Source organism: Idiomarina solivarensis (assembly GCF_033052755.1).
GTDB lineage: Bacteria > Pseudomonadota > Gammaproteobacteria > Enterobacterales > Alteromonadaceae > Idiomarina.
In genome coordinates this window covers 781557-807005 of record NZ_JAVFHZ010000001.1, presented here as the reverse complement: position 1 = coordinate 807005, position 25449 = coordinate 781557, and the positions used below count along the sequence as shown (strand labels likewise).

The window sequence follows — 25449 nt, the reverse complement described above, 5'->3', positions numbered from 1 at the left end:
GGTCAAACGATCAATGTTTGACCCCTTTTTTATGCAGCTAATTGCCGTAAAGAGAAGGCATAAGATCTTTGTTAGTCTTTTTATCTCCTCGTTCTAATGATTCTTTTACCTTCTTATACAGTTCTTTACCTTCTTTCCAGGAGTGTGTTCCTGGTTGGTATAGACTTTTTTGAAGTTGTCGGCATTCGTTCTGTATTGAAAGATGTTGTGACAGTTCCGTTAAGCTATTAAAGGTAACATTGAAATATTGGTTAGCCCATTTAAGTAAGGCGTTTTTTGTTGGCAATGCGTCATTTTTACTACAGGCGTTTTGGAACTCCCGCCAGAGCTTATCTTTGTTTAAGTCTGGTTTTGTATTACTTTTTACTTCCTTCATGCCCTTACTCTTGGCAGTTATAAGGTTACGGTAAAGATAACCATTAACTATGAGCGACAGGATTAAAATAAGGGCCAGTAAGACAAGTAACCAACCTTGCTTCCACCAAACGGAGTCATGTATAACAAGGGGCTTGTTCGCACTCTCACTGTCGGTTTGTACTTCTGAGGCAGGAGTTGGGGTTTCCAGCGCTTTTGTTTCAGCGGCCTGCATGCCCTCCGCTAAAGTAACAGAAAAATTTAGTTCCTCTGTTTGAGCTGAAGCAGTAGTGCCTGTTTTTGTGTTAAACCATGGAATGGTTAGGGCAGGGATCACTAGCGAGCCGGCTTCGTTGGGCACCAACGCAAAACTCACCGTTTTCTGAGAAATAACCACTCCATTGCGTGTGAATTGATCGGTTTCTTCACCATCGGGATAGACTCTTACCGTATCTGGGAAATCGGGGGTGAGCTTAGGTAGCTGCTCGGGCTTTACACCGACAGCGGTCAGCATATAGGAGAGAGTAATAGGCTCGCCGACGGTATAGCTGTCTCGTTCAGGGGACACCGATTGTGAAATGCTCACTAAGTTACTCGGTAACCAACTTCCTTGCCAGCTATCGGGTATAGGCTGTACCTGAACATCAATGGTTTCGGCTATCGTGCTGACTGGCTGGGTATTAGAAAAAGACGAGAAAATGGAACTCTGGCCCTGTGTAAATACCTCACCATTAAAACGGGCACCGGAAATACTTAACGAACCAGACTGGCTTGGTGTGATTTGATAAACCCGTTGATAGACCTTATAACGGCGGCCGTTAACCATTTGGGTACTTTCCTCATCACTACCAATTTGTTGAACGTCTGCGTGCTCAGCTTGTGGTGGGATTAAGTTACCCTTGTTTAAGTCTGCTGCCAGAAAAAGCCGGGCAACGTAGGTTATTGGCTGCTGTAAGTAGACGTTCTGACTGTCAACCCGGGCTTCAAGAAAAGCTATTTTTTGTTGGTTATTATCAAGGCTTCCGGCCTCCAGAACTGTCATTGTAATGGGCGCTGATGAAACACCTCCAATGGTAATTGAAGGTATTCTGTATTCACCCGGTGACTGAGGGATAAGCACCGTTGTAAATTGAGTCTGTTTGCTTAAATTCCCGTTAATAATTGACGTTTGCCGGCTGACAGACGTTCTGCCAACAACAAAGTCTTTTAGTAACTTTGACGGTGAGAAGCTTTCGTTTGTCACATCACCATTGACGGTAACTGTTAAGACAAAGGATTGATTGGCCGTAACAGGATTGCGATCGACCGTCGCAGTAACCTCAGATACATCAGCCTGAGCTATTTGATGAACGAACAACAGGCTGAACGTTAGGATGGTGCGTAGCCATACTCTTACCATTTTTTATCTTCTCCTTGCGGTTCTGAGGCTCTGTTCTGACGTCGACGCTGGCTTTCCAGAAGCATTTTGTTTCGTAGCAATATACTAGGGTCATCAGGGACACGATTCATCCATTGCTTCAGTTGCTGTGCCTTTTCTGGGTCAATCTCGCCACTGGCGACCTTCTCCTGAAGCTGTTGGTTAGGCGCTTGTTTCGTTTCATTTTCATCTTTAGCAACTCCTTTCGGGGGCTGCTCCGATGATGATTCTTGTTCTTGCTTGGATTCTTTTTCTTCTTCTTTGCTCTGTTCCGGCTCTCTGTTTTTCTGACCACTTTCATCTGGGTTCGGCGAGCCGGCGTTATTACTGGAATTATTATTTTGTTTGCCGGATTGCTTATCGGATTTCTCAGAGTCGTTACTGGATTTTTCACTGTCACTGGAGTCGGACTCTTCAGATTTTTTGTCTGAACTACCAGAGCCTTTTGAACTTTGTTTCATCAGCTTTTCAACGAGCTCTTTGTTTTCTTTAGCTTCAACCCACTCCGGGCGCATTTCAAGAGCATTGTTGTAGGCACTAATCGCCGCTTCATAGTTCTGTTGTTGAGCCAATGCATTACCTAAATTGTATTGAGCTTCTGCTGATTGACTTTGAGAAAACGCCGTCGCTGCTGCTTCATAGTCTTTCTGACGGTAAAGAGCTGATCCTACCCGTAGTGGCTTTTCGCTTAGCTTAGCAGCTTCTTTAAATTCTTTATTTTGATAGAGCAACTGTGCGCGTTGTTCCTTATTGAGAAAGGTCTGTGGCCAGTATGGCTCTTGTGCTGCACGAAGCCCCGGGCTGAACAATGATGTTGGTAACAGCAAGGCAATGACGATAGGGCTTAGCATACTACCCCTGCGCCAATTAAATAAAATGATAGGGAGAATGAATAGGGCAATGTAGGGCCCCATATCGCGCCATGCGTCGCCTTGTTGCTCGTTCTTACTGTCTTTACCTTCACGGGTCAGAGGCGCTTGATTGACTAATTTTTTTATATCCTGGTTGTCTGCTGTTACGGAGGTGAAGACACCTCCCGTAATGCTGGCTAAATCAGCTAAGCGCGACGGGTAGGTTTTAGCAATAACAACCTGATTGTTATCTTTGAGCAAGCGTCCCGAGCTGTCGCGCACGGGAGCTCCTTCCTCTGTTCCTACAGCCAGAATTGAAACACGATGTTCGATTGAACGAAGATAATCGCTCAGAGAACTCAGTTCGCGGCTGTCGACACCATCCGTTAACCAATAGATATCGCCTTGAGGATAGCCTGCGTTTTTAAGTAACTTGTCGGCAAGTCGCAATGCACGCAATGGTTCACTTCCGGAGGCGGGCATGATCTCTGGCGATAGCGACGGAATAAGGTTAATTAAATTTCGGTTGTCAGCAGTCAACGGGCTAATGATAAAGGCATCGTCAGCGTAAGCAATAAGACCGGTGTCTCCATCGAGTCCCGAGCGGACCAAATCAATGGCTTTGAATCTCATACGAGTCAGGCGGGTAGGGGAAATATCGCTTGCACGCACCGACGGTGACATATCCATAATGACAACCTGGCCAGATTCCAGCTGATAAACGGGTTGTGGCATTCTTTCCCAGGTGGGGCCAGATAGCGCAATTGTGGCCAGCGCAGCAATGAGCAAGAAACGGTGAACAGGCCACAGCGAAGGCTTAGAGCCTGATTTAACCAGTACTTTTGATAAATGTCCCGGCAGCCATTGGTGCCACCCAGCTTGATGTTTTTGGCTGTAGAGTAAGCGCCAGTATAGTAATAACACCGGCAGTAATGCGAGCAGCCACCAAGGACGTAATAGATGCAGTTCACTCATGAATTTCTCCCCCAAGGGCGATAATGCATCATGGCACTAACAATAAACAGAAGAAAAGCAGCGGCTAACGGCCAGTAAAATAGACTGACTCGCGGACGAAGCTGCTGAGGATCGCCGGCAATTGGTTCGAGTTGATCCAGCCTTTTATAAATTTCTTTAAGTTCTTCAGTACTGCGGGCACGAAAATACTTTCCGCCGGTTTTTTTCGCAATACGTTGCATAAGGGGCACATCGAGGTCCCGACTTGGATTGACTCTGCGTTGGCCAAAAAAGCTATCGACAACGACTTCCTCGGCGCCAACCGCAATTGGATAGATAGTGACGTCATAAGCCTGAGCAAGCTCGATGGCCTGATCTGGAGTTAAACTACCGGCAGTGTTCTGGCCATCAGTTAAAAGCACCAGAACGCGGTTTGACTCTTCGTCGTCGCGGAACCTTTTAACAGCGAGGGCGATTGCGTCGCCGATGGCCGTGCGCTCGCCTACCAACCCCAGTACTGACTCATTCAGCATCTGTTTGACGGTATTGCGGTCATAAGTCATGGGCGTCTGCAAATAAGCCGTATCAGCAAAGAGAATGAGACCGAGCCTATCGCCTTTGCGACGCTCAATAAAGTCACTCAGAACGTGTTTGACCATCGTCAGCCTGTCGACCGAACGGCCGTTAAGCTGCATGTCGGCTATTTCCATACTGCCTGACAAATCAACGGCTAACATAACCTCCCGTCCCTCTGCTCTAACGGCCAGCGGTTCTCCCAGCCATTGAGGTTTAGCAACGGCAGTAATCAGCATGAACCAACATAAGCTCATCAATAGCAACAACACCCAGCGGTGACTCATCCGCTGACGGCTGCCGGATAACCCATAGGTACTGGGTAAACGTATAGCCGAACGGCTTTTACGAACCGCGGGTATCCATTTCCAGACAATTAGGGGCAAAGGCAATAGAAAAAACAGCCAAGGCCAGTCAAATTCAAACATCATTGGCTCCCGGTTGTTTGCTTAAGTTCTTACTGAGCCATAGCTTAGCTAATTGATAATACTTTTGGCGAAAGCTCTCTTCAGCAACGCCGTAGAAGTTCTTTTCGGCCTGCTCAGGTAATTGATTAAAGGCTTGTCTTTCCCTGTTGGATAACGGAGCTAACAAAAAGTTTAGCCATTCGCTACTGTGCTTTTCAGCGATAACTTTGCGGGGATAATAAGCAAGAGCCGTGCGTTTTAGCAAAATGGTCAATTGATTGACGCTGACGGTTGTATTCTGAGACAACTGCTGTATTGCCGCTTTACGCACTCGGGATTTCTGCCGTTGTTTCATCAATGCCAACATCAAAGTTATTACGGTGGCGAGTACAGCGAGGCCTACAACAATGGTCAGCCATGAGAGCGGCCACCAGCTGGCTTGACTAGGTTCAACAATGTCGTTGAGCTGTTCTATTGACGGCTGCTGAATCATGTTATCTCCGTCCATTGTTGCTCCAGAGGAATGGCACTTGAGACTGGAGTAAACGATAACCGGCGCTGTCTGAATGCTTGCTGTATCGTTTCCCAGCGTTGTGCGGCTGCACTGTGATAGTGTTGCCGCTGGTGACTATCCGCCAGATTGATATCGATTTGTTGCTGTCCATCGGTAATAGCTAAAGGATGAGGTGAATAGCCCTCTGGTAACTCATGCTCCATGGGGTCGTATAAGCCAAAGCAACGGAGAGAGTTGTGTTGAGACAGTACCCGCAACCCGTCCAATAGATGCTCATCGGCACCGTAGAAGTCACTGATAACGTAAATTGTGCTGCCTGGTTTTACTAGTTGCCTTAAGCGCTTAAGGTTTTCATCTAAAGTGTTTTGTTGTTGTTGCTGTTTCTGACTCCAGCGGCTTAAGCTGTCTTTGTGAATTTCCATCAGGCTATGGAACAGTGTTAATACCCCTTTTTGCCGGGCGGCAGGCTTCAATTCCTGATGCAGCCAGCCGTTGCCGATTAGCCCGCCAATGCGATCGCCTTTATGTTGGGCCTGCCATGCTAAAGCTGCCGCTAAATGACAAGCTTGTACCGACTTAAACAGGAATTGACTACCAAAAAACTGAGTTAAAGGTAAGTCGACCCAAATAAATACCGGACGTTCTTTCTCTTCACGGTAGAGCTTCGTATGAGCCTTACCTGTGCGGGCGGTGACTCGCCAGTCTATAGAACGAATATCATCGCCGGCCTGGTAATGACGAACCTCATCAAACTCCATTCCACGGCCGCGGCTTTTGCTAAGCAAAGGCCCTGCCTGACTCGAGCGTGGTAGGCTTTTATGATGCCGGGCAAACGCATTAATTTTACTACGATAATAGAGCAGCTCCTGAATGCCCAGACTGATGCCATCGCAACGCAACTGCTTAAGCCATTGGTCTACATCGGTTTTCAACATTATGGAGCCGGTACAAGTTTAAGAATGGTATCCAGAACCTGATCATGTGATACGCCGTCAGCTTCTGCCTGATAGCTCAGAATAATTCGGTGACGTAAGGCATTATGAAAAACGCTGATAACATCGTCGGGAGTTACAAAGTCACGACCATCCAACCAAGCTCTTGCTCGTGCGCAACGTTCTAAGGCAATAGTAGCCCTTGGGCTGGCGCCATACCCAATCCACTGGGCTAAGTTCTGGTCATAGCGCTGCGGTTGACGCGTCGCTATAATCAGCTGAACCAAATAGTGTTCAACCGCTTCATCTAAATATAACTGTAAGACTTCGTGACGCGCATTAAACAGCTCTTGCTGTGTTAAAGGTTTGGGTATATCAAGGTCACCCGATAATGCCTCTCCGCGAGTGAGTCGCAAAATCTGTTGTTCAGTTTCGGCATCAGGGTAGTCGAGTTTTAAGTGCAACAGGAATCTATCAAGCTGAGCTTCGGGGAGCGGATATGTGCCTTCCTGCTCTAGCGGATTCTGTGTCGCTAAAACCATAAATAGATTAGACAGAGGGTAACTGCGCTGGCCGACGGTAATTTGTCTTTCTGCCATCGCTTCCAGCAAAGCCGACTGAACTTTTGCGGGGGCTCGGTTTATTTCATCTGCCAAAATTAAATTATGGAACAAAGGCCCTTGTTGGAACTCAAACTGTCCAGTCTCGGGACGAAAAATGTCGGTCCCGGTTAAATCGGCTGGTAAAAGATCGGGAGTGAACTGTACGCGATGAAAGTCACCCTCAATACCCTTTGCCAGTGCTTGCACAGCACGTGTTTTTGCTAACCCGGGAGGGCCTTCGACAAGCAGGTGACCGTCAGCCAGTACGGCGATTAAAAGATTTTTGGTAAAATCTGGCTGCCCAAGAACTTGCCGATTTAGGTAATTCTGTAGTTGTTGAAACGCGGTTGCGGTCATGTTTACTCCAGGCTGTTGTTATCAGCGAAAACTGACTATGCTGTCAATACTGCATAGCAATGACAGCAACAATGCTGTCTTTGTTCCGTATTTTCAATCGATACAGCCTACTTTACCGAAAACGGTGGTTTTAATCTGCTCTATTAAGGGCTAGAATTTGTAATATATTTTGTGGTCAGACCAGTATTGGTTATTGAAGTGAGGAATTATTATGACAGCAGCGCAACGCTTGCTAACGGTTAATGGTGAAAGGATTGCCTTTGTAGCAGGCTTAAGAACGCCATTTGCGAAACAGGCAACCGATTTTCATGGTGTACCCGCCGTCGACTTAGGCAAAATGGTGGTACAAGAGCTAGTAAATAAAACCGGAATTGACGGTGATTGGGTGGAACAACTGGTTTTTGGGCAGGTAGTGCAAATGCCGGAGGCGCCAAATATCGCCAGAGAAATTGTGCTCGGTACCAGCTTACCCGTCAGCACCGATGCTTATAGTATTTCCCGCGCTTGTGCGACGAGTTTTCAGTCCGCTGTAAATATCGCAGAGGCTATGGTAGCCGGGCATGTCCGAGGAGGTATTGCGGGTGGTGCTGACTCCTCTTCTGTCTTGCCTATTGGCGTCAGCAAGCGTCTTGCCAGAGCGTTAGTCGATTTAAATAAAGCGAAATCTCTGGGGCAACGGCTGTCTATTATCAAACGGTTGGGCTTTAAAGATTTATTACCAGTGCCGCCCGCTATTGCCGAATATAGCACCGGATTAAGCATGGGAGAAACGGCTGAGCAAATGGCAAAAACACACAATATCAGCCGTGCCGACCAAGACGAACTAACAGTGCGTTCACATCAAAAAGCGCACGCAGCCTGGGAAGCGGGTTGGTTAAATGATGAAGTCATGACGGCCTATCCCGAGCCCTATGAGAAGCACTTAAGTCGTGATAACAATATCCGCGGCGAAAGTCAGGTGGATAAATTAGCTAAGCTGAAGCCGGTATTTGACCGTAAACATGGTTCGGTAACGGCAGCAAATAGCACGCCTCTAACCGATGGCGCTTCAGCGGTTCTCATGATGACGGAAAGTAGAGCGAAAGAGCTTGGGTTACCGGTTTTGGGTTACTTACGCAGCTATGCGTTCGCTGCTTTGCAGGTTGAAGAAGATATGTTGATGGGACCGTCATATTCTACACCTATTGCTCTGGAAAGGGCGGGTATGACTTTGGGCGACTTAGATCTTGTCGATATGCATGAAGCGTTTGCAGCCCAGACATTAGCGAACATTAAGATGTTTGGCAGCGACACGTTCGCAAAAGAGAAACTGGGTCGCGACAAAGCCATTGGCGACATCGACATGGATAAATTTAACGTACTGGGCGGTTCTATTGCATACGGCCACCCATTTGCCGCAACCGGTACCAGAATGATCACGCAGACTTTGAATGAATTGCGCCGCCGTGGTGGGGGAGTTGGTTTAACAACGGCTTGTGCCGCCGGTGGTTTAGGTGCAGCAATGATTGTGGAGACAGAATAATGAGTCAGGATAAAGCGTTCACTATGGAAGTAAGGGACGACGGGGTCGCGGTAATCACGATTGATGTCCCTGGTGAGTCGATGAATACCTTAAAAGACTCATTTGCAGAAGAAGTCGGCAGTTTGATGAACCGACTTGAAAGCGATGACTCGGTCAAAGGTGTTGTATTTATCAGCGGGAAACCGGACTCTTTTATTGCTGGTGCTGATATCAATATGATTGATGGCTGCGAAAACGCCGTAGACGCGGAAAGCCTGGCGCGAAAAGGACAGGCTATGTTTGACCGTATCGAACAGTTAAAAGTGCCTGTCGTGGCCGCTGTCAATGGTGCTTGCTTAGGCGGTGGTCTCGAATTAGCTATGGCATGTCATGTACGAATCTGTACAGACAGCAGTAAGACAAAGATGGGGTTGCCGGAAGTGAAGTTAGGTTTGTTACCCGGCAGTGGTGGTACTCAGCGTTTGCCTGAATTGGTTGGTGTGCAGCAGGGGCTGACCATGATTCTGACTGGCAAAGAGCTGCGCGCGAAGCAGGCCAAAAAGGCGGGACTAGTCGCCGAGGTCGTCCCCCAAAGTATTCTTTTGGATGTGGCGGTAGAGCACGCATTGAAACGAAAGCCAAAATCAACTAAGCCGCCGCTTACGGGCTTTAGCAGGGTTCTGGAAGCTACACGTTTTGGCCGTGACTTCATTTTTAAGAAAGCGAACGAGCAGGCGCAAAAAAAAGCTCAGGGCAACTATCCGGCAATTGATAAAATCATACAGACGGTTCGCGACGGTGTAGAGCGTGGACGCGAGGCTGGTTTAGATAAAGAAGCTCGCAGTTTTGGTGAGTTAGCAATGACACCGGAATCCTATCAGCTGCGCCAAATTTTCTTCGCCACAACAGAAATGAAAAAGGAAACGGGTGCTGACGGCGTTAAGCCTGACACAGTAAAGCGTGTTGGCGTGCTTGGCGGTGGTCTGATGGGCGGTGGTATTGCCTTCGTTACTGCCGCTAAAGCGGGCATTCCCGCTCGCATTAAAGATATTAGCGAAGAGGGTGTTAGTAACGCATTGCACTACAGCTATGAGCGTTTAAACAAAAAGGTTAAACGTCGTCATATGCGCCGTGCTGAGCTTGAAAAAACCATGTTGATGCTGAGTGGAACGCTTGACTACAGCGGATTTGAACGCACCGATGTGGTTATTGAAGCCGTTTTCGAAGATCTTAACCTGAAGCAGAAAATGGTGGCTGATGTTGAAGAACATGCGGCTGAATCGACTATTTTTGCAACCAATACCAGTTCACTGCCAATTACCCAAATAGCAGCCACGGCGAAGCGTCCGGAGCAGGTTATTGGACTTCACTACTTTTCTCCGGTAGATAAAATGCCGCTGGCGGAAATTATTACGCACCCTAAGACCTCGGATAAAACCATAGCAACCACAGTGTCATTAGCTAAGAAGCAAGGTAAAACACCGATAGTGGTAAAAGATGGGGCAGGGTTCTATGTTAACCGAATTTTAGCGCCTTACATGAATGAAGCGGCCCGCCTGTTATTAGCCGGAGAACCGATTGAGCACTTAGATAAAACTCTGGTGAAGTTTGGCTTCCCTGTGGGCCCTATTACACTGCTCGATGAGGTTGGGATTGATGTTGCCGCAAAAGTGGCGCCTGTTTTAGTAAAAGAACTCGGTGATCGTTTTGAGGCGCCTGAAGCTTTTGAAAAACTTATTGATGATGACCGTAAGGGCAAGAAAAATCAAAAAGGCTTCTATCAATACGGTAAGGGCGTTAAAGGTAAACCTGTCGATACATCAGTTTACTCTTTGCTGGATATTGATCCGAAGCAGAGCAAGTCGGCTGAAGAGATTGTCGATATTTGCCTGTTGCCGATGTTAAATGAGGCGGCGTATTGTTTACACGAAGAGATTATTCGGAGTCCGCGTGACGGTGATATTGGCGCAATTTTTGGTATTGGATTCCCACCTTTCCTGGGCGGACCATTCCGCTATATGGACAGTCAGGGGTTAGAAACAATCGTCAATAAACTGGAAAAGCTGGCTACGGAGCGAGGCGAACGCTACACGCCTGCGCCGTTGCTTAAACAAATGGTGGAAAATGGCTGGAGCTTCTACCAGTAAAGAATAGTCTATGCCTGAGCAGTGGCTTTGTTGTGCTGCTCTATAAACTGAATTAGCGCGTCAGCTGGCATCGGCTTCGCAAAGTAAAAGCCTTGAATGTATTCGCATTTGAGGCTTTTTAATGTCTGCAACTGTGCTTTTGTTTCAACTCCTTCTGCAACCACTTTTAACCCCAGGTTGTGTGCCATTCCGATGATAGAAGCCACCATATTGCGATCTTTATCATTAATGGTGATGTCATCCACAAACGCTTTATCAATTTTCAGGCTGTTCATCGGAAAACGTTTAAGATAAGACAGCGAAGAGTAACCTGTACCGAAATCATCCAGTGCCAATTTAACGCCCATGTCAGATAAGTTCTCCATCATCGTAATGGCGCGTTCAGGATCGCTCATAACCATGCCTTCAGTTATTTCAAATTCGACATGGCGAGGGTGCAAGTTCTCTTCGCGTAGGATTTGCTCAATCTGTAGCGCAAGACTGGACTGCATAAACTGGCGAGCCGACAAGTTGATGGCGATGCTCTTTGGCGCACCCGGGTAAGTCATGAACTTTTTCATATCCTGACAGGACTGGCGTAAAACTTCTTCTCCTAAAGGAATGATCAGTCCGGTTTCCTCTGCTAGCGGGATAAACTCAGCTGGGCTAATCATAGAGCCGTCATTGCTTTCGATGCGAGCCAAAGCTTCCAGACCGGCAATGTGGCCAGAGCTAATTTCAATTTTAGGCTGATAATAAACTCTAATATTATTCGCTTTTAAAGCCGCCCTGAGCTCGTTTTCAAGCTTGAGTCGTTTTACCGCATTCTCGTTCATTGACTGACTAAAGAACTGGTAACAATTTCCTCCGCGTTGCTTGGCATGATACATGGCCATGTCAGCTTTCTGCAGCAGCTCTTGCGAGGTTTGCCCGTCGTGAGGATAAAGGACAATGCCAATTGAGCTGCCAATGACAATTTCCTGCTGCTGGATAAAATAGGGTTCAGATACCTTGAGGTTTATTTGGTTTCCTAAGTCACCAATGAGGTTGATATCTACACTGTCTTCAATGAGTAACCCAAATTCATCTCCTCCCAGGCGGTAAAGCGTATCTTGCCTGCGGCCAATATCCATTAGACGCTCTGCTACCTGACAGAGCAGTTCATCACCTATTTCATGCCCCAGGGAGTCATTGATTTTCTTAAAGTCATCCAGATCAAACAGCAATAATGTGTGGGAAACCTTTTTCCGGACTAAATTAGAGTGACTCACTTGAAAATAGGAACGGTTTGGTAATCCGGTTAATGTATCTGTATTCGAAAGTCGGCGCAGTTCGTTTTCTGTATGCCGTCTTTCTGTAATATCAGAGAAGCTAGCAACTATCAGTGATACTTCGCCATTGTCGTCACGAACCGCATCCAGTGTAAGTTCCATTAGAAACTCATCCCCGTCGGCTTTTACATCGGTGATTTCACCTCTCCAGGTACCGTCCTTAATGACCGCTCGCTTTATCTGGTTAACAAAACTTTCGGGGTAACATGGAAGCGCAAATAGTTGCCCCATAACCTGATCGCGCTGAAACCCACTAATACGCTCAAAGGCATTATTAACTTCACGCTTACGGAAAAAGCGGTCAAAAATACAGATACCATCCGAGATATTGGTAATAGAGGATGCGAGCATGTTGATTCTTTCTTCAGAACTGACCAGGCTGCTAATGTCACTTAGAGTGCCAAACATTGTTTGTCGCTCTTCGTCGTTTTTTAATTGCCCTCTATCAAGGACCCAAAGCCAGCTGCCCTGATTGTCAAGCCGGTAAGTGCATTCGAAAATATCTGATTGTCCATTCAGATGTTGCTCCAAATTTTTTTGTAGGCGGTTTAAGTCTTCAGGATGAACATTGGACTGTCCTCCAGAAAATCCGAGACGTTTGCCATCCACAGGAAATGCCGGACAATTTGCCCAAATATTTTGGCGTATGAGCTCGCCTGAGCGTAAATTCCACTCCCAACACTGGTAACCACTAGACTGTAAACCCTTAGCTTGCCTGCGAAGTTGCTGAATTTCATAGCCTATTTTGGATTGCTTTCGCCGGTTCCAGAGGAAATAACTAACGCAAATAAGGGCTGCGACAAAAGCGTAGCCGACCCAGGCCAGCGGGCTTTGCCATAGCGGTCTAGTGACACCGAGACTGACTACGGCTGACTGTGACCAGTTCTGGTTATTAATCGAAGCCTGAATTTCTAGCCGATGCAGGCCCGGAGAAAGCGACTTAAGCTGCAATGAGCCTTGGTCTAACAATTGCCAAGGGTTCTTTTGAGAACCGAACTTGTAACGGTAAACGAGTTCTTTAGGCGCGGCAGGAAATGGCACCGTAAAGTCGACTGAATAGCCTGCGGGCCCTATTTTTTCTGATGTAATATGTGGAGCGAAGGTAAACTTAGAGTCTGCTGGAGCGATAAGTTTTCTCTGCGAGACGTGTCCAAATTGATCAATCGCTATTGCTTCTGTTTTAGTGTGCAGCCAAATCTTTTGCCCTAACTGTGTCAAGCTAAGAGCATTTGGGTCCGCCGGGAGTTTTGCGTCGGAAATGTGACTCCAGCTTTTATCGATGAGGCTATAACGATATAAAAGGCCTGATCGAGTTAGCAAATAAAGATGGTCGGCAAATAAACGAACCGCACTCACCTGAAGTTTGCTGTTCGGGTAGTAGTTGAGTTCCGATATCTCTGTTTGCAATGTGTCGTAAAAGAGCAAACCGAGCTCTGTTGCTAGCCACCAGTTTCCGCTCGCATCTTTGACCGCAGCAGTTATCTGTTGCATTATTTTTGGAATCTGGGCGCTGGCATTACTCGATCTTTCGCGGGCAATGGAAGCGAGTAATGATGGGGCGAAAGGACTGTCTATTTGAAACAGCCCCCGGTCGTCTGAGAAAGCAAAAATATCGCCTCTGGTGATTTGTATCGCGGCGCTAAAGGGTCGTTCAAGCAGTGTTTCTGACTGACTATCTTTAAGCTTGTAAAGCCCACTTAAGGTACTCAATAAAATATCGTCGCTTTTAGTCAGATGGACGTGAGTGGGACTTTTTACGTTTTTAAGAGAGTAAGGAAGGGGGCTCAAGCGAAGCTCATTATTGAGTACGACCAGACCTTTATCGGTTGCCATCCAAAGTTGCTCTCGGTAATACAAAGCGGAATAAAGGCGGCTACCGGGGATTTTATCCGCGATCGGGTTTTGCTTATTCAAAGCAAAGACTTCTTGAGAAAAGCCGTCCCAGACGTACAGGCCATCCTCTTCAGTGCTTAACCAATACCAGCGTTTGCCGCGATACATATAATGAACTTGTTCAATAGGGTGGTTGTTGTAGGTCAAATTTAACGGTTCGAAGGTATTTTCTATTGGATTAAACCGATAAATAGATCGTTGAGTGCTGACGAGCAGGCGACCTTGTTCGTCTTCTGATATGTGCTTTACAGCAACGTTAGTTTCTAAGTTGGGTGTCGGTAATTCGAACGCTAAAAACGAGTTGGTGTGCGGTTGAAATTTAACGATGCCCTGATCGGTGCCCACCCAAAGCTCACCTTTTTTATTGAAGAAAATATGTTCAATATAGTTTGAGGGTAACGAACCTTGTTTGGTGGGATTCCTGAAGTAGTTATAAAATTCTTTTCCATCAAAACGACTGAGGCCGTTTCTCGTCGCAATCCATACGAATCCATCGGGGCCTTCGATAAGGCTATTAATATGGTTGCTAGGGAGTCCGTCAGCATAGGACCAGTGATGAACAGAGCTAGTCCCGGAGGTAACCTGCGCGTGAGCCTGAGAGCTGAAACTTCCGTATAATAAACAGCATAGAAGAAGAGCAGAGCTTAGTGTTCTGATAAGCAAAGTAAAAGTCACGAAAAACCTAATTAGTGGCTACTCTAGCAGCTCTTTATTGTTAATATATCGTTAAGATAACGAGGGAATAGGCTGCTGTCAAAGGCTATTCTACTTGGTCATCTCTTCGGTTTGAAGCTTTAGTAGTTGGCTTTGGTCATTTAATCGCTGATTTATTCGTTCTATCCACTCGGCTAACTGGCAATGATCTAACGCAGACAGTAACTGCTGCTGACGGTTAAATCCGGTATCGTCAAGCTGGATCGCACCCCAAAGGCGTTGGCTACGCACTCGAAGATTGCGATCAACCGTTTTTATTTGTTGGTTGAGTACCGATTTGGCATGATGCCATTCCTTAAGTGTCAGTTTATCAAGCATGTCAAGTTGTTGCTTAATGACCTCTTCTGTCTCTTTATAAAGACGATTAGCGTTAGCCTCGTGCGATTGAAGAAAAAATAAAATGCCTGGCAGCCGTTGAACCGGAAAATATTGGCTTCCCGCTACGTAACCAAGTTGCTTCTCTGTTCTTAACGCCTGAAATACGGGTTGATGAATTAGCTGCTGTAAAAGCATAAAACTAACTTGCTCGGTTGCCGTGTCGTCCCCACCTTGATAATAGAGAAGCACTGCGGTATCTGAATGCTCTGAGGGTACTTTAAGTTGTTGAGAGACAAACGAGCGTACACGTTTTATTGGCGGGACTTTGGTCGGCGCACTTTGTGAGCTGGGCAAATTGGTTTTTATCAGCTTGCTCAGTTGCAACGCATGCTCTTTTTGCCAGTCACCATGAGCAAATGCAGTGATATGAATAGGAGAGAATAGTTTAGCCACCTGGACAGTAAATTGTCGAAAGGAAATAGGCGACAACTCGCAGGCTAAGTCATTTAACCGAAATAATCTTGACTGCAACTGCTGATTTAATTCAGCAAAAAGTTTGTTCAATGGCTGATTTTGGTGAGCTGAGTGCCAGTTACTGAGCAAGCTTTGTTTTAGATCGTACCAGCGGCGTCGCGCGAAGCGGGTCTTTAAAGCGCGTCGAATGAGGTGCTGCATGAGCGGGATCTGACCTGCGGACAACCCTGTTGTATGTATTGTTATCCCATTTTGAGTTGGATAGATATTAAAGTGAAGTCCCGCCACCTCAGCGTCGTAGAGATCGTCGTTCAAAGCATCTATCATCAATTCTGACCATAATCTTGCCGTAGCAAAGTTTAAGGCGGAGCTGGTCACTGCCGGTAACTTTAGTGATAGATAAATATGGCCTTTAGGAACTCTGAAATCCCGGTCTTGTAAGTGCCATAATTGTAGCTGTTCGCTGTCTTCAATTAGGGTGGGCAGGGAGCCGCCAGATTCCAACGGTAAAGGTTCAAAATGGGCATTAAGAAAGCGGTTAGGTTTTGGCAATTCACACTTAAAACTTTCTGGTGTTGACTCAAATAGGTTGTGTTGAGACGAGTCGATAGCTTCCAGACTATATTCGGTATGATAAATTGGAGCCACTTGAGTCGTATTAACGTCTGGCGCAATTAAGGTTATGCGCGCATTTCTCGCTGTCATTTTACCCAATAAAAACTGTGCATAAGAATGGTTAAGACCGTCCATTCGGTAATCGCCGTATAAGATATCCTTTGGCTTATAATGAAACGAGTTAACCGATAATTGGCTAGCAAGTTCTCCAACCGGCGTGGGTTCTTGATACAGAAAACTCATTTCTGTGGTAATGCGTCTTTCGTTGTAGCGCCAATCTTCAATACCTTCACTCTCAATCTTTCGGATATACGCGAAAATCCACTGGACGACGAGTTCAGCTTTACGCCGACCGGCTTCTGTAAGCTGCAAATTAATATTAAAATCTTTAAAATTACTGCCGCTGATGCCCCCGCCCGCGGAAAGAGAGTTAACCCATCCCTTGGCGCGTAAGGTGCTAAATAAACTTCCTGGCCCCTCATAACCTAATAAGTGGGCAATAAAGCTGGTGGTTTTATGGGCGTAATCATCGTCAATACTGGGTAAAGGAAGTGTCAAAATTAAGCGGTACGCGACCTTGATCGGTTTAACTTTTATCCATACACCGGTTTGTTGTTGCAGGTAAAGCGGCTCTGTAACCGGGGTTTTAGGTCGACTTTCTTGTCTAATATCAGCAAAGTATTTACTCGCTAATTGACTCAGTTCCTGAATAGACTGTGGACCCGAAATAACCAAGCGCATTCTTTGAGCAACATAATGCTCGTGGAAAAAGCTTTGTAATTTATGTTTTAGGCTTCCGTACTCATCATCCTTAAGTGTCTTGAGATTACCCACTGAAAATTGACTAAAAGGATGCTGTGGATTTGCAGTGACTTTATGCACTTGGTACAGACGTCGAAGTTCATCGTTTTCTTTTAAGCGAAATTCAGATTCAATGGACTGTATTTCTTTATTTATCCATGAATTGGATAGCAACGGCTCTTTCAACATGGCCGAAAAAAATTCTAAGGAATGTGCTAGCGCATTCGCATTACAGTCGAAGTGGAAGTTAGAAAACTCAGTTCCGGTCCAGGCGTTGTGCTGACCGCCATGTAGGTTTAAGAAGTGACCAAAAGCTGCAGGCTCAGGAAACGAGTGGCTCCCTAAGAAGAGCATGTGTTCAAGAAAGTGTGCTAACCCTTGTGTGTGCTTTGGATCATCGAAATGGCCGGCATTGACAGCAACCGATGCTGCCGCTTTGGGGCTATCTGGACAATGAACCAACAACACCTGTAGTTGGTTATCTAATGTCAGGTGTTGATAGTCACGTTTGTCTCCAGAACTTCGGACAACACGGACGACCTCATCAGTGAGTGAAGAGTTCGCCATAATTCTCCTTGCTGTCTACTTTAGGCGAGTTACTGATCCAGTGGTTGAGTAAACTCTTCAGGCTTATCAAAGTCACCTTTCATGTCCTGAAGCTTTTTATCGTTAAAGGTTAAAACAAGTTCCTTTCGATAATCTTTGCCAGTATTCGGATCCAAATGATAGAGGTATACCCAGCGTTCAGAATTAAAACTATTGTCAGCAACCGGAGTTCCTAACACGTAAATGACTTGCTCTTGAGTCATATCGACACGTAACTTATCAACGTCATCTTGCTCAAGATAATTTCCTTGAGGGATATCAATGCGATAAACCATTTTGTCGAGCAAGGAACAGCCATTTAAGGCAATGACGGCAGCCAGAAAAACTCCAAATCTTGACATGAAATACCTATTAAAATTAATTTCCATTGAGTCTATTGGCGTTGATGATAAACAATGACTTCACCGAACGCCAGTCCAGAACGAATTTAACTTGCTAGTAACTCTTTTGCGTTGGCTTTTGCCATGTCGGTGACTTTATCACCTCCTAACAAACGCGCTAACTCAATAACTCTTTGTTCTTTTGTTAAAGCAACGACAGCTGTTTCCGTTTCAGTGCCGTCAGTTGTCTTGCTCACTTGCAGCTGTTGATGGGCCTTTGCTGCCACTTGAGGCAAATGAGTGACACATATGACTTGTGCTGTATCGCCTAACGCTTTTAGCATTGAGCCTACAATCGCTGCAGTTGGTCCACTGACACCAACATCCACTTCGTCAAACATCATGGTTGGAACCGTTTTCTGCGTGGCTGTCATCACCTGTATGGCAAGGCTTATTCTTGAAAGTTCACCACCGGAGGCCACTTTATTAAGAGCTTGTATGGGCTGTCCTGGGTTTGTTGTTACTAAAAAGCCGACCTGATCGGTACCAAAGCGAGTGGCTCTTGCAGTGGGGTCGTGTTCAACCTGAATAACGAAACGGCCATGCGGCATGTTTAACTCGTGCATTGAGTTGCTGATTTTTTGGCTTAACTCTGCAGCAGCTTGCTCTCGACTGGTTGATAGCTTCTGTGCGCTTTCTCTATAAGCTTTGCGTGCTTTCTGCCTTTCTTCATCAAGTTTTTCAGCCTGCTCGCCCGCTTGTTCCAGATTATTTAATTCATCGACTAACTTTTGGTGTTGATGGCTGAGTTCTGAGCCGGGTATTTGATGTTTTTTTGCTAAATGAATGGCAGCACTTAAGCGCTCCTCAATTAGTTGAAGCTCTGTCGGATCCAGTTCGAGATCATCCTGATACTGACGTAACTCGAGTGCGGCTTCTTCAATGTGCACTTTTGCTTGCTGAAGCAGCTGGTGAATAGGCGATAGTGCGGTGTCCATTTCGGCCGCTTCCGCCAGCCGTTGGCTGGCTGACTGAACCAGGCTCGAGGCATTATTGTGCTCACCTTCATAAAGAGCATTCAAGGCAAATACGCCGGCTTCCAATAGCACTTTACTGTTACTTAAGCGTTTGTGCTTTTGTTCTAGTTCTTCAAACTCTCCGTCTGCCAAAGCAAATTCGTTCAACTCGCTAACCTGATATTCCAGTAACTGGCGTTGGGCATCAAGCTCTTCTTTTTGTTGTTGATAGCTTTGATATTGCTTTTCAACAGAGGCCCAGTTGCGGTAATCGTTCTGGGTTTTATCCAGTAAATGTTGATGACGGGCGTAGCTATCAAGCAAGTTGAGTTGATGGTCTTCCTTCAGCAACAGCTGATGTTCGTGCTGACCGTGTATATTCACCAGCAATGGTGCCAGAGATTTCTGCTGGCTTAATGGTACAGGGGTCCCGTTTATCCAGGCTTTGGAGCGTCCGTCGCGTTGAACAATTCGACGTAATACGCAATCATCGTCAGTATCAAATTCGTTGGCGCTTAACCAATGATAGGCTGGACTATCAGTGTCTAGTGTAAAAACGGCGGTAATTTCTGCTTTTTCCTGTCCCGGGCGAACCCAGTTTGCGTCGGCTCTGCTGCCGAGGCAAAGACTGAGAGCGTCCAGGGCAATTGATTTTCCTGCTCCGGTTTCACCGGTAATAGCGGTCATGCCGTTATGAAACTCAATGTCTAATGACTTAACCACGGCAAAGTTGCGAATAGTTAAATGGGATAACATAGTTTTCGCTCCAATACTGTTTATTTGTACAGTTTATACAGTATTTATACAGCAGTCTTATCAAAATGCAAGTTTACACTTTAAAAAAGTCGGCTACCCCAACCCAGTTTGTTGCGTAAAACATGATAGTAATTGTGGTCTATTGGATGGATCATCCGCAGTGCTTTTGGGTATTTTTTGATAATGACATCATCGCCAGGGTGAACGGTCATTCTTGCATGACCATCACAGCTAATTTGAAGTAAGTCATTGTCGTACGCTGCTTTAAGTCGAACAGCGCTATTCCCGTCAACTACGATTGGGCGGCTGCTTAAGGTGTGCGGAAACATAGGCACCAGCGTCATTGCATCTAGACCCGGATGCAGAATAGGGCCGCCGCCGGATAAGGAATACGCAGTTGAACCGGTGGGGGTGGCGCAAATGAGCCCATCGGAACGCTGACTAAAAACAAAATGGTCATCCACATAGAGTTCAAACTCTATCATGTGGGCCACTTTGTCTGAGTGCAGTACAATTTCATTAATTGCTCTACCGGTGCCTGAGGGTTTTCCGTCACTGATCACTTCGGCGGAAAGCAGAAAGCGTTCTTCAACGTGATAGTCTCCGTTTAAAACCGCTAAAAGAGGTGTCATTACTTCGTCGGGATCTAAGTCTGTCAGAAAACCTAAGTTACCCCGGTTAACGCCGATGACACCCACGTTGTGCTCGCACAGGGCCCGTGCGGCGCCTAACATATTTCCGTCACCACCAACAACAACGGCAATTTCTGCCCATTCACCCAGCTCCTGCAGGTTCAGTGTTTCTACCTGGTCAGGTAAGGTGAGTTGTTCAGCTGTGCGTGCTTCCAGACACAGAGTAAAGCCGCGATGAGTCAACGCGGTGGTAATGGTTTCCAGGGTTAACTGGGTGCCACGATCATTCGCTTTGCCAAGTAACCCAATTTTTTTAAAAGCACTCATTGACGGAATCCTTATGCGGTCGTGTGCTTACGCTACGATGCACAAGAAAATTTATCAAGTGAGAGAAATCCCCTTGAAAGAAAAAAACTTGCCCCCATTAACTCTGCAACGTCAATTTTAAACTGGTTAAAGAGAGTCACTTATGACCGACAAAAACAAGTCAAAGCAAAAAGCTGAAGCGGCTAACGAGCCGACAGTAGAGCAGCAAAAAGCTGAGCAGGAAGCTGCACAAGCCGCAGAAGATGCCTTGCAGCAAGATATTACAGCGGATGAGGCAGAAACCGCAGGCTTGTCGTCTGAGCAAACTGACCGAATTGCTGAGCTAGAGCTGGCTTTAAGCAAAGCTGAGGCAAAAGTGAATGATCAACGTGATTCAGTCCTTCGCACTCAGGCTGAGATGGAAAATGTTCGTCGTCGTGCGAGTCAGGATGTGGAAAAAGCACATAAGTTTGCGTTAGAAAAATTCGCTAATGAGATATTGACCTCGGTTGATAACTTAGAACGTGCGCTTCAGTTGGCTGATAAAGAAGATGAGTCGAACAAAAACTTTGTCGAAGGTATAGAGCTGACCTACAAAAGTTTAACCTCGACACTGGAGAAGTTTGGTGTCAAAGCCATCGGTGAAGAAGGTGAAGCCTTTAATCCCGATCAGCACCAAGCGATGTCGATGCAAGAGTCAGATGAACATCCAAACAACACCATAATGGCAGTGATGCAAAAAGGCTATGAGCTTAACGGTCGATTGTTGCGTCCGGCTATGGTGATGGTTGCGCGTGGCTCGAGCTCGGGTGTTGATACAAAAGCGTAGCTAAATTGAAAATTATCCCTGTGTTGGGTATTGAAATTGAGACATAACCACCCCAGATAAGGGGTAACGAAACAAATTACATGAATTAGCAGTTGGAGACGAATCATGGGTAAAACGATTGGTATTGATTTAGGTACAACAAACTCTTGTGTTGCTGTACTGGACGGTGGTAAAGCACGTGTTATTGAAAACGGCGAAGGCGATCGCACAACGCCGTCAGTAGTTGCATTTACTGACGACGGCGAAATTTTGGTGGGTTCGCCGGCGAAACGCCAGGCTGTGACCAACCCAAATAAAACACTGTATGCAATTAAACGCTTAATTGGCCGTCGCTTTCAGGACGAAGAAGTACAGCGCGATATCGGTATTATGCCGTACAGCATCGTTAAAGCAGACAATGGCGATGCATGGGTAGAAATTGATGGTGAGAAAAAAGCACCACCGCAGATTTCTGCTGAAGTTCTGAAAAAGATGAAGAAGACCGCAGAAGAGTTTTTAGGTGAAGAAGTAACGGATGCTGTTATTACAGTTCCGGCGTACTTTAACGATGCTCAGCGCCAGGCAACGAAAGATGCCGGTAAAATTGCGGGACTAAACGTAAAACGTATTATTAACGAGCCAACCGCGGCGGCATTGGCTTATGGCATGGACAAAAAGTCCGGTGACAATGTTATCGCTGTATATGACTTAGGTGGCGGTACATTCGATATCTCAATTATTGAAATTGATGAAGTTGAAGGCGAGCACACGTTTGAAGTATTGGCCACTAACGGTGATACGCACTTAGGTGGTGAAGACTTTGATAACCGCTTAATCAACTACTTAGTTGAGCAGTTTCAAAAAGATCAGGGTATTGACCTGCGCAAAGATCCGCTGGCAATGCAGCGTCTGAAAGAAGCTGCAGAAAAAGCGAAAATCGAGTTGTCATCAGCGCAGCAAACCGAAGTTAATTTGCCGTACATTACGGCAGATAATACCGGTCCTAAGCACATGGCGATTAAAGTGACCCGTGCGAAGCTGGAATCGTTAGTTGAAGACTTGATTAAGAAATCGCTTGAGCCATTGAAGCAAGCTTTATCGGATGCGGATTTATCTGTCAGCGATATCCAGGACATCATAATGGTGGGTGGTCAGACTCGTATGCCGAAAGTACAGGCTGCGGTAACGGACTTCTTTGGTAAAGAACCTCGCCGCGATGTGAACCCTGATGAAGCGGTAGCGGTAGGCGCTGCGGTTCAGGCTGGTGTTCTGCAAGGTGATGTTAAAGACGTATTGTTGCTAGACGTATGTCCTCTGTCGCTGGGTATTGAAACCATGGGCGGCGTGATGACCAAGCTGATTGAGAAAAACACAACGATTCCAACTAAAGAGTCGCAAACCTTCTCAACTGCGGAAGACAATCAGTCTGCAGTAACTATCCATGTTATCCAGGGTGAGCGTAAACGCGCAGGGGATAATAAATCTCTGGGTCAGTTTAACCTCGAAGGAATTCGCGCTGCCTCTCGCGGTGTGCCACAAATCGAAGTCACTTTTGACATCGATGCGGACGGTATCCTGCACGTGTCAGCGAAAGATAAAGACACGGGTAAAGAACAGAAGATCACTATCAAAGCGTCTTCTGGTCTGGATGAGTCTGAAGTCGACAAGATGGTTAAAGACGCTGAAGCTCACGCTGAGGAAGATAAGAAGTTTGAAGAAATGGTACAGGCACGTAACCAAGCAGACGGTTTGGTTCACGCAACTCGTAACCAGTTGAAAGAAGTGGGTGATGCACTGTCTCAGGAAGACAAAGATGCGATTGAGAAAGCTTGTGAAGAGTTAGAGCAAGCGTCTAAAGATGGCGATAAAGAAGCCATCGATACGAAGTCTCAAGCGCTGATGGAAGCGTCACAGAAACTGATGGAAGCAGCTCAGCAGCAACAAGCTCAGCAAGGTGCTGAAGGTGCTGCGGGCGGCGAGCAGTCGTCCTCCAAAGCGGATGACGATGTCGTTGATGCTGAATTCGAAGAAGTAAAAGACGACGATAAGAAGTAAGCATTAAGGCAACTTCGCAAAAGCACACGGGTGTTGCCGCAAGGTAATACCCGTGTATTTGTATCAGGCTGACACAACAGCACAGATAGAAGACGAAGAATTATGGCGACGCAAGATTTTTACCAAGTTCTGGGCGTATCAAAAGACGCCAACGAACGTGACATTAAGAAAGCCTACAAACGTATGGCGATGAAGTATCACCCGGATAGAACCAAGGGTGATAAAGAGATGGAAATTAAGTTTAAGGAAATTAAACAGGCGTACGAAGTCCTTTCCGATCCTCAAAAACGCCAGATGTATGATCAATATGGGCACGAGGCTTTCGAACAAGCACGTCAAGGCGGTGGCGGCCATGGTGCCGGCGGATTCGGCGGCGGTGGTGCTGATTTTGCTGATATCTTTGGCGATGTCTTTGGTGATATCTTCGGTGGAGGAAGACGCCAGCAAGCTCGCGCTCAACGCGGTGCTGATTTGCGCTATAACCTGGATCTTTCATTGGAAGAAGCGGTACGCGGCAAGACCGTGGAACTGGAAATCCCAACCTTAGTTGAGTGTGGTGATTGCGGTGGCAGTGGCGCCAAAAAAGGCAGCAAGCCTCAAACGTGCGGACATTGTCACGGAGCCGGTCAGATCCAGATGCGCCAAGGATTTTTCGCTGTACAACAAACCTGTCCACAGTGTCGCGGTAAAGGAACAATTATTAGCGATCCATGCCGCACGTGTCATGGACAGGGACGTAAAGAAGAAACCAAAACCCTATCGGTGAAGATACCGTCTGGTGTTGATACCGGTGATCGCATTCGGTTAGCTAACGAAGGTGAAGCTGGGGAAAATGGTGCTCCAGCGGGTGATTTATACGTTCAGGTCCATGTGCGTGAACACCCGATATTTGCCCGCGATGGCAATAACCTATTCTGTGAGGTACCGGTAAGCTTCACTAAGTCGGCATTGGGTGGTGATATTGAAGTACCGACTCTAGAAGGCAAAGTGAAACTTAAGGTGCCAAAAGAAACTCAAACTGGTAAGCATTTCAGACTGCGTGGCAAGGGCGTTAAGTCGGTACGTACCGGAGCGGTTGGTGATTTAATTTGTAAAGTTGTGATTGAAACACCGGTTAACCTGTCATCTAAACAACGGGAAATGCTGGAAGAACTTGAAGAATCTATGGGTACTGGCGATGAAGCTGCTAAGTTTCGCCCGAAAGAAAAAGGTTTTTTTGACGGGGTTAAGCAGTTTTTTGATGACTTACGCAGTTAGATTGTCTATCACTATATAAGTGCATGACAGAAAATACCGGAGGCAGTCAATGAATTGGAAAACAGTGACGTTAAGTGCTTGTATGCTAGTGGTACTGGCGAGCTGCTCAAAATCACCGACCGGGCGCTCGCAGCTGCAGCTGTATTCAAGCAATGAGCTGAGTAAAATGGGGGCTGCCTCTTATGATGAAATGCGTGAAAAGCAAGAAATTAATAAAGATCCGGAGGTTAACGCCTACGTTCAATGTGTGACCAATACACTGATTGAAGATCTGCCTGGAGAGTATAGCCAGATGGATTGGAAAGTCACTGTTTTCGATGAGCCAGCGGTTAATGCGTTTGCTTTACCGGGTGGCTACATCGGTGTTTACAATGGCTTACTGGAAGTTGCTGAAAACCAACACCAGTTAGCGGCTGTTATTGGCCATGAAATAGGTCACGTTATTGCCGGACATAGTAATGAACGTATTTCCAGCAATATGATGGTCGGTTTGGGCTTGCAGCTAGGCGGCCTGTTAGCGAGTACACAACTCGAAAGTGATGAAGCCGGATTATTGATGGCTGCATTAGGAGTTGGAGCCCAGGTTGGTATTCTATTACCTTATTCGCGCACTCATGAATCTGAATCGGATGAATTGGGTTTGAGGTATATGGCCGATGCGGGGTTTAAACTGCAGCAGGCCCCTGAGCTTTGGCGTAACATGCAGTCTGCATCTGGCGGAGGTACACCGCCTGAATTATTGTCGACCCACCCGAATCCGGAAACACGCATTAAAGACTTAGAAGCATTAATCCCGTCTTTGCAGGATCGTTATCAAGCCGCCCGCGCCGCAGGGGAAATACCTGACTGCGAGCGTCCCGCCTCATTAGATAGTTCAGACTAAATCGGTTAAGAGAGAGCTTGGTGGGCTCTCTCGCCTTTTAAAAAGTTATAACCTAGTTCAATTTATTCTTTTTACC

General features: G+C 46.4%; 17 protein-coding genes. 6 read left to right on the top strand and 11 right to left on the bottom strand.

Annotated elements, in window-relative coordinates:
- Positions 1-37: 37 nt before the first annotated feature.
- Genes RBK99_RS03975 through RBK99_RS03950 form a run of 6 tightly spaced genes read right to left on the bottom strand, consistent with a single transcriptional unit; the run spans position 38 to position 6961 of the window.
- On the bottom strand, positions 38-1753 hold the full coding sequence (locus RBK99_RS03975) for a BatD family protein (protein ID WP_317503337.1): 1716 nt from the start codon (positions 1751-1753) through the stop codon (positions 38-40).
- Entirely contained in the window at positions 1747-3597 is a 1851-nt protein-coding gene (locus tag RBK99_RS03970; protein WP_317503336.1) for a vWA domain-containing protein, read from the bottom strand. Before RBK99_RS03970 ends, RBK99_RS03975 begins: the two co-directional genes overlap by 7 nt.
- On the bottom strand, positions 3594-4580 hold the full coding sequence (locus RBK99_RS03965; RefSeq protein WP_317503335.1) for a vWA domain-containing protein: 987 nt from the start codon (positions 4578-4580) through the stop codon (positions 3594-3596). Before RBK99_RS03965 ends, RBK99_RS03970 begins: the two co-directional genes overlap by 4 nt.
- On the bottom strand, positions 4570-5064 hold the full coding sequence (locus RBK99_RS03960; RefSeq protein WP_317503334.1) for a DUF4381 domain-containing protein: 495 nt from the start codon (positions 5062-5064) through the stop codon (positions 4570-4572). The genes RBK99_RS03965 and RBK99_RS03960 overlap by 11 nt, the downstream gene beginning before the upstream one ends.
- On the bottom strand, positions 5046-6005 hold the full coding sequence (locus tag RBK99_RS03955) for a DUF58 domain-containing protein (RefSeq protein WP_317503333.1): 960 nt from the start codon (positions 6003-6005) through the stop codon (positions 5046-5048). The genes RBK99_RS03960 and RBK99_RS03955 overlap by 19 nt, the downstream gene beginning before the upstream one ends.
- Positions 6005-6961 (bottom strand): AAA family ATPase, encoded by a 957-nt coding sequence (locus tag RBK99_RS03950; RefSeq protein ID WP_317503332.1) that lies wholly within the window; start codon positions 6959-6961, stop codon positions 6005-6007. The genes RBK99_RS03955 and RBK99_RS03950 overlap by 1 nt, the downstream gene beginning before the upstream one ends.
- A gap of 211 nt (positions 6962-7172) precedes the next feature.
- Here RBK99_RS03950 and fadI point away from each other — a divergent pair, with 211 nt between their 5' ends.
- Positions 7173-8483 carry an acetyl-CoA C-acyltransferase FadI gene (gene fadI / locus RBK99_RS03945; RefSeq protein ID WP_317503330.1) on the top strand — a complete coding sequence of 437 codons (1311 nt, stop codon included), beginning with the start codon at positions 7173-7175 and terminating at the stop codon, positions 8481-8483.
- Complete coding sequence (fadJ, locus tag RBK99_RS03940) at positions 8483-10609, top strand: fatty acid oxidation complex subunit alpha FadJ (protein ID WP_317503329.1); 2127 nt, start codon at positions 8483-8485, stop codon at positions 10607-10609. The genes fadI and fadJ overlap by 1 nt, the downstream gene beginning before the upstream one ends.
- An 8-nt stretch (positions 10610-10617) precedes the next feature.
- Here the strand turns inward: fadJ and RBK99_RS03935 are convergent, their stop codons facing one another.
- The 5 genes from RBK99_RS03935 to nadK form a co-directional block, all read right to left on the bottom strand.
- On the bottom strand, positions 10618-14487 hold the full coding sequence (locus RBK99_RS03935) for an EAL domain-containing protein (RefSeq protein WP_317503328.1): 3870 nt from the start codon (positions 14485-14487) through the stop codon (positions 10618-10620).
- Positions 14488-14577: 90 nt separating this feature from the next.
- Positions 14578-17301: an insulinase family protein gene (locus RBK99_RS03930; protein ID WP_317503327.1), complete on the bottom strand. Its 2724-nt coding sequence runs from the start codon at positions 17299-17301 to the stop codon at positions 14578-14580.
- Between the two features lie 29 nt (positions 17302-17330).
- Complete coding sequence (locus tag RBK99_RS03925; RefSeq protein WP_317503326.1) at positions 17331-17681, bottom strand: outer membrane protein assembly factor BamE; 351 nt, start codon at positions 17679-17681, stop codon at positions 17331-17333.
- Positions 17682-17767: 86 nt separating this feature from the next.
- The gene (recN, locus tag RBK99_RS03920; protein WP_317503325.1) at positions 17768-19432 is read right to left on the bottom strand and encodes a DNA repair protein RecN; all 1665 of its coding nucleotides are present in this window, start codon (positions 19430-19432) and stop codon (positions 17768-17770) included.
- Between the two features lie 80 nt (positions 19433-19512).
- On the bottom strand, positions 19513-20391 hold the full coding sequence (gene nadK, locus RBK99_RS03915; protein ID WP_317503324.1) for an NAD(+) kinase: 879 nt from the start codon (positions 20389-20391) through the stop codon (positions 19513-19515).
- Between the two features lie 142 nt (positions 20392-20533).
- Between nadK and grpE the strand changes: the two genes are divergently transcribed.
- The 4 genes from grpE to RBK99_RS03895 all read left to right on the top strand — a co-directional run bounded on the left by grpE (position 20534) and on the right by RBK99_RS03895 (position 25373).
- Positions 20534-21199 (top strand): nucleotide exchange factor GrpE, encoded by a 666-nt coding sequence (gene grpE, locus RBK99_RS03910; RefSeq protein ID WP_317503323.1) that lies wholly within the window; start codon positions 20534-20536, stop codon positions 21197-21199.
- 105 nt (positions 21200-21304) lie between these two features.
- Positions 21305-23233: a molecular chaperone DnaK gene (dnaK, locus tag RBK99_RS03905; RefSeq protein WP_317503322.1), complete on the top strand. Its 1929-nt coding sequence runs from the start codon at positions 21305-21307 to the stop codon at positions 23231-23233.
- A gap of 102 nt (positions 23234-23335) precedes the next feature.
- Entirely contained in the window at positions 23336-24490 is a 1155-nt protein-coding gene (gene dnaJ, locus RBK99_RS03900) for a molecular chaperone DnaJ (protein ID WP_317503321.1), read from the top strand.
- 49 nt (positions 24491-24539) lie between these two features.
- The gene (locus tag RBK99_RS03895; RefSeq protein ID WP_317503320.1) at positions 24540-25373 is read left to right on the top strand and encodes a M48 family metallopeptidase; all 834 of its coding nucleotides are present in this window, start codon (positions 24540-24542) and stop codon (positions 25371-25373) included.
- The last annotated feature ends 76 nt before the right edge of the window (positions 25374-25449 follow it).

Bases quoted from the DNA above. Each gene is read 5' to 3' on its own strand.
- RBK99_RS03925 (WP_317503326.1), bottom strand. From the start codon at position 17,681: ATGTCAAGATTTGGAGTTTTTCTGGCTGCCGTCATTGCCTTAAATGGC.
- RBK99_RS03950 (WP_317503332.1), bottom strand. From the start codon at position 6,961: ATGACCGCAACCGCGTTTCAACAACTACAGAATTACCTAAATCGGCAA.
- dnaJ (WP_317503321.1), top strand. From the start codon at position 23,336: ATGGCGACGCAAGATTTTTACCAAGTTCTGGGCGTATCAAAAGACGCC.
- RBK99_RS03975 (WP_317503337.1), bottom strand. From the start codon at position 1,753: ATGGTAAGAGTATGGCTACGCACCATCCTAACGTTCAGCCTGTTGTTC.
- RBK99_RS03960 (WP_317503334.1), bottom strand. From the start codon at position 5,064: ATGGACGGAGATAACATGATTCAGCAGCCGTCAATAGAACAGCTCAAC.
- dnaK (WP_317503322.1), top strand. From the start codon at position 21,305: ATGGGTAAAACGATTGGTATTGATTTAGGTACAACAAACTCTTGTGTT.
- grpE (WP_317503323.1), top strand. From the start codon at position 20,534: ATGACCGACAAAAACAAGTCAAAGCAAAAAGCTGAAGCGGCTAACGAG.
- RBK99_RS03970 (WP_317503336.1), bottom strand. From the start codon at position 3,597: ATGAGTGAACTGCATCTATTACGTCCTTGGTGGCTGCTCGCATTACTG.
- RBK99_RS03895 (WP_317503320.1), top strand. From the start codon at position 24,540: ATGAATTGGAAAACAGTGACGTTAAGTGCTTGTATGCTAGTGGTACTG.
- fadJ (WP_317503329.1), top strand. From the start codon at position 8,483: ATGAGTCAGGATAAAGCGTTCACTATGGAAGTAAGGGACGACGGGGTC.
- fadI (WP_317503330.1), top strand. From the start codon at position 7,173: ATGACAGCAGCGCAACGCTTGCTAACGGTTAATGGTGAAAGGATTGCC.
- RBK99_RS03930 (WP_317503327.1), bottom strand. From the start codon at position 17,301: ATGGCGAACTCTTCACTCACTGATGAGGTCGTCCGTGTTGTCCGAAGT.
- RBK99_RS03955 (WP_317503333.1), bottom strand. From the start codon at position 6,005: ATGTTGAAAACCGATGTAGACCAATGGCTTAAGCAGTTGCGTTGCGAT.
- RBK99_RS03965 (WP_317503335.1), bottom strand. From the start codon at position 4,580: ATGATGTTTGAATTTGACTGGCCTTGGCTGTTTTTTCTATTGCCTTTG.
- nadK (WP_317503324.1), bottom strand. From the start codon at position 20,391: ATGAGTGCTTTTAAAAAAATTGGGTTACTTGGCAAAGCGAATGATCGT.
- recN (WP_317503325.1), bottom strand. From the start codon at position 19,432: ATGTTATCCCATTTAACTATTCGCAACTTTGCCGTGGTTAAGTCATTA.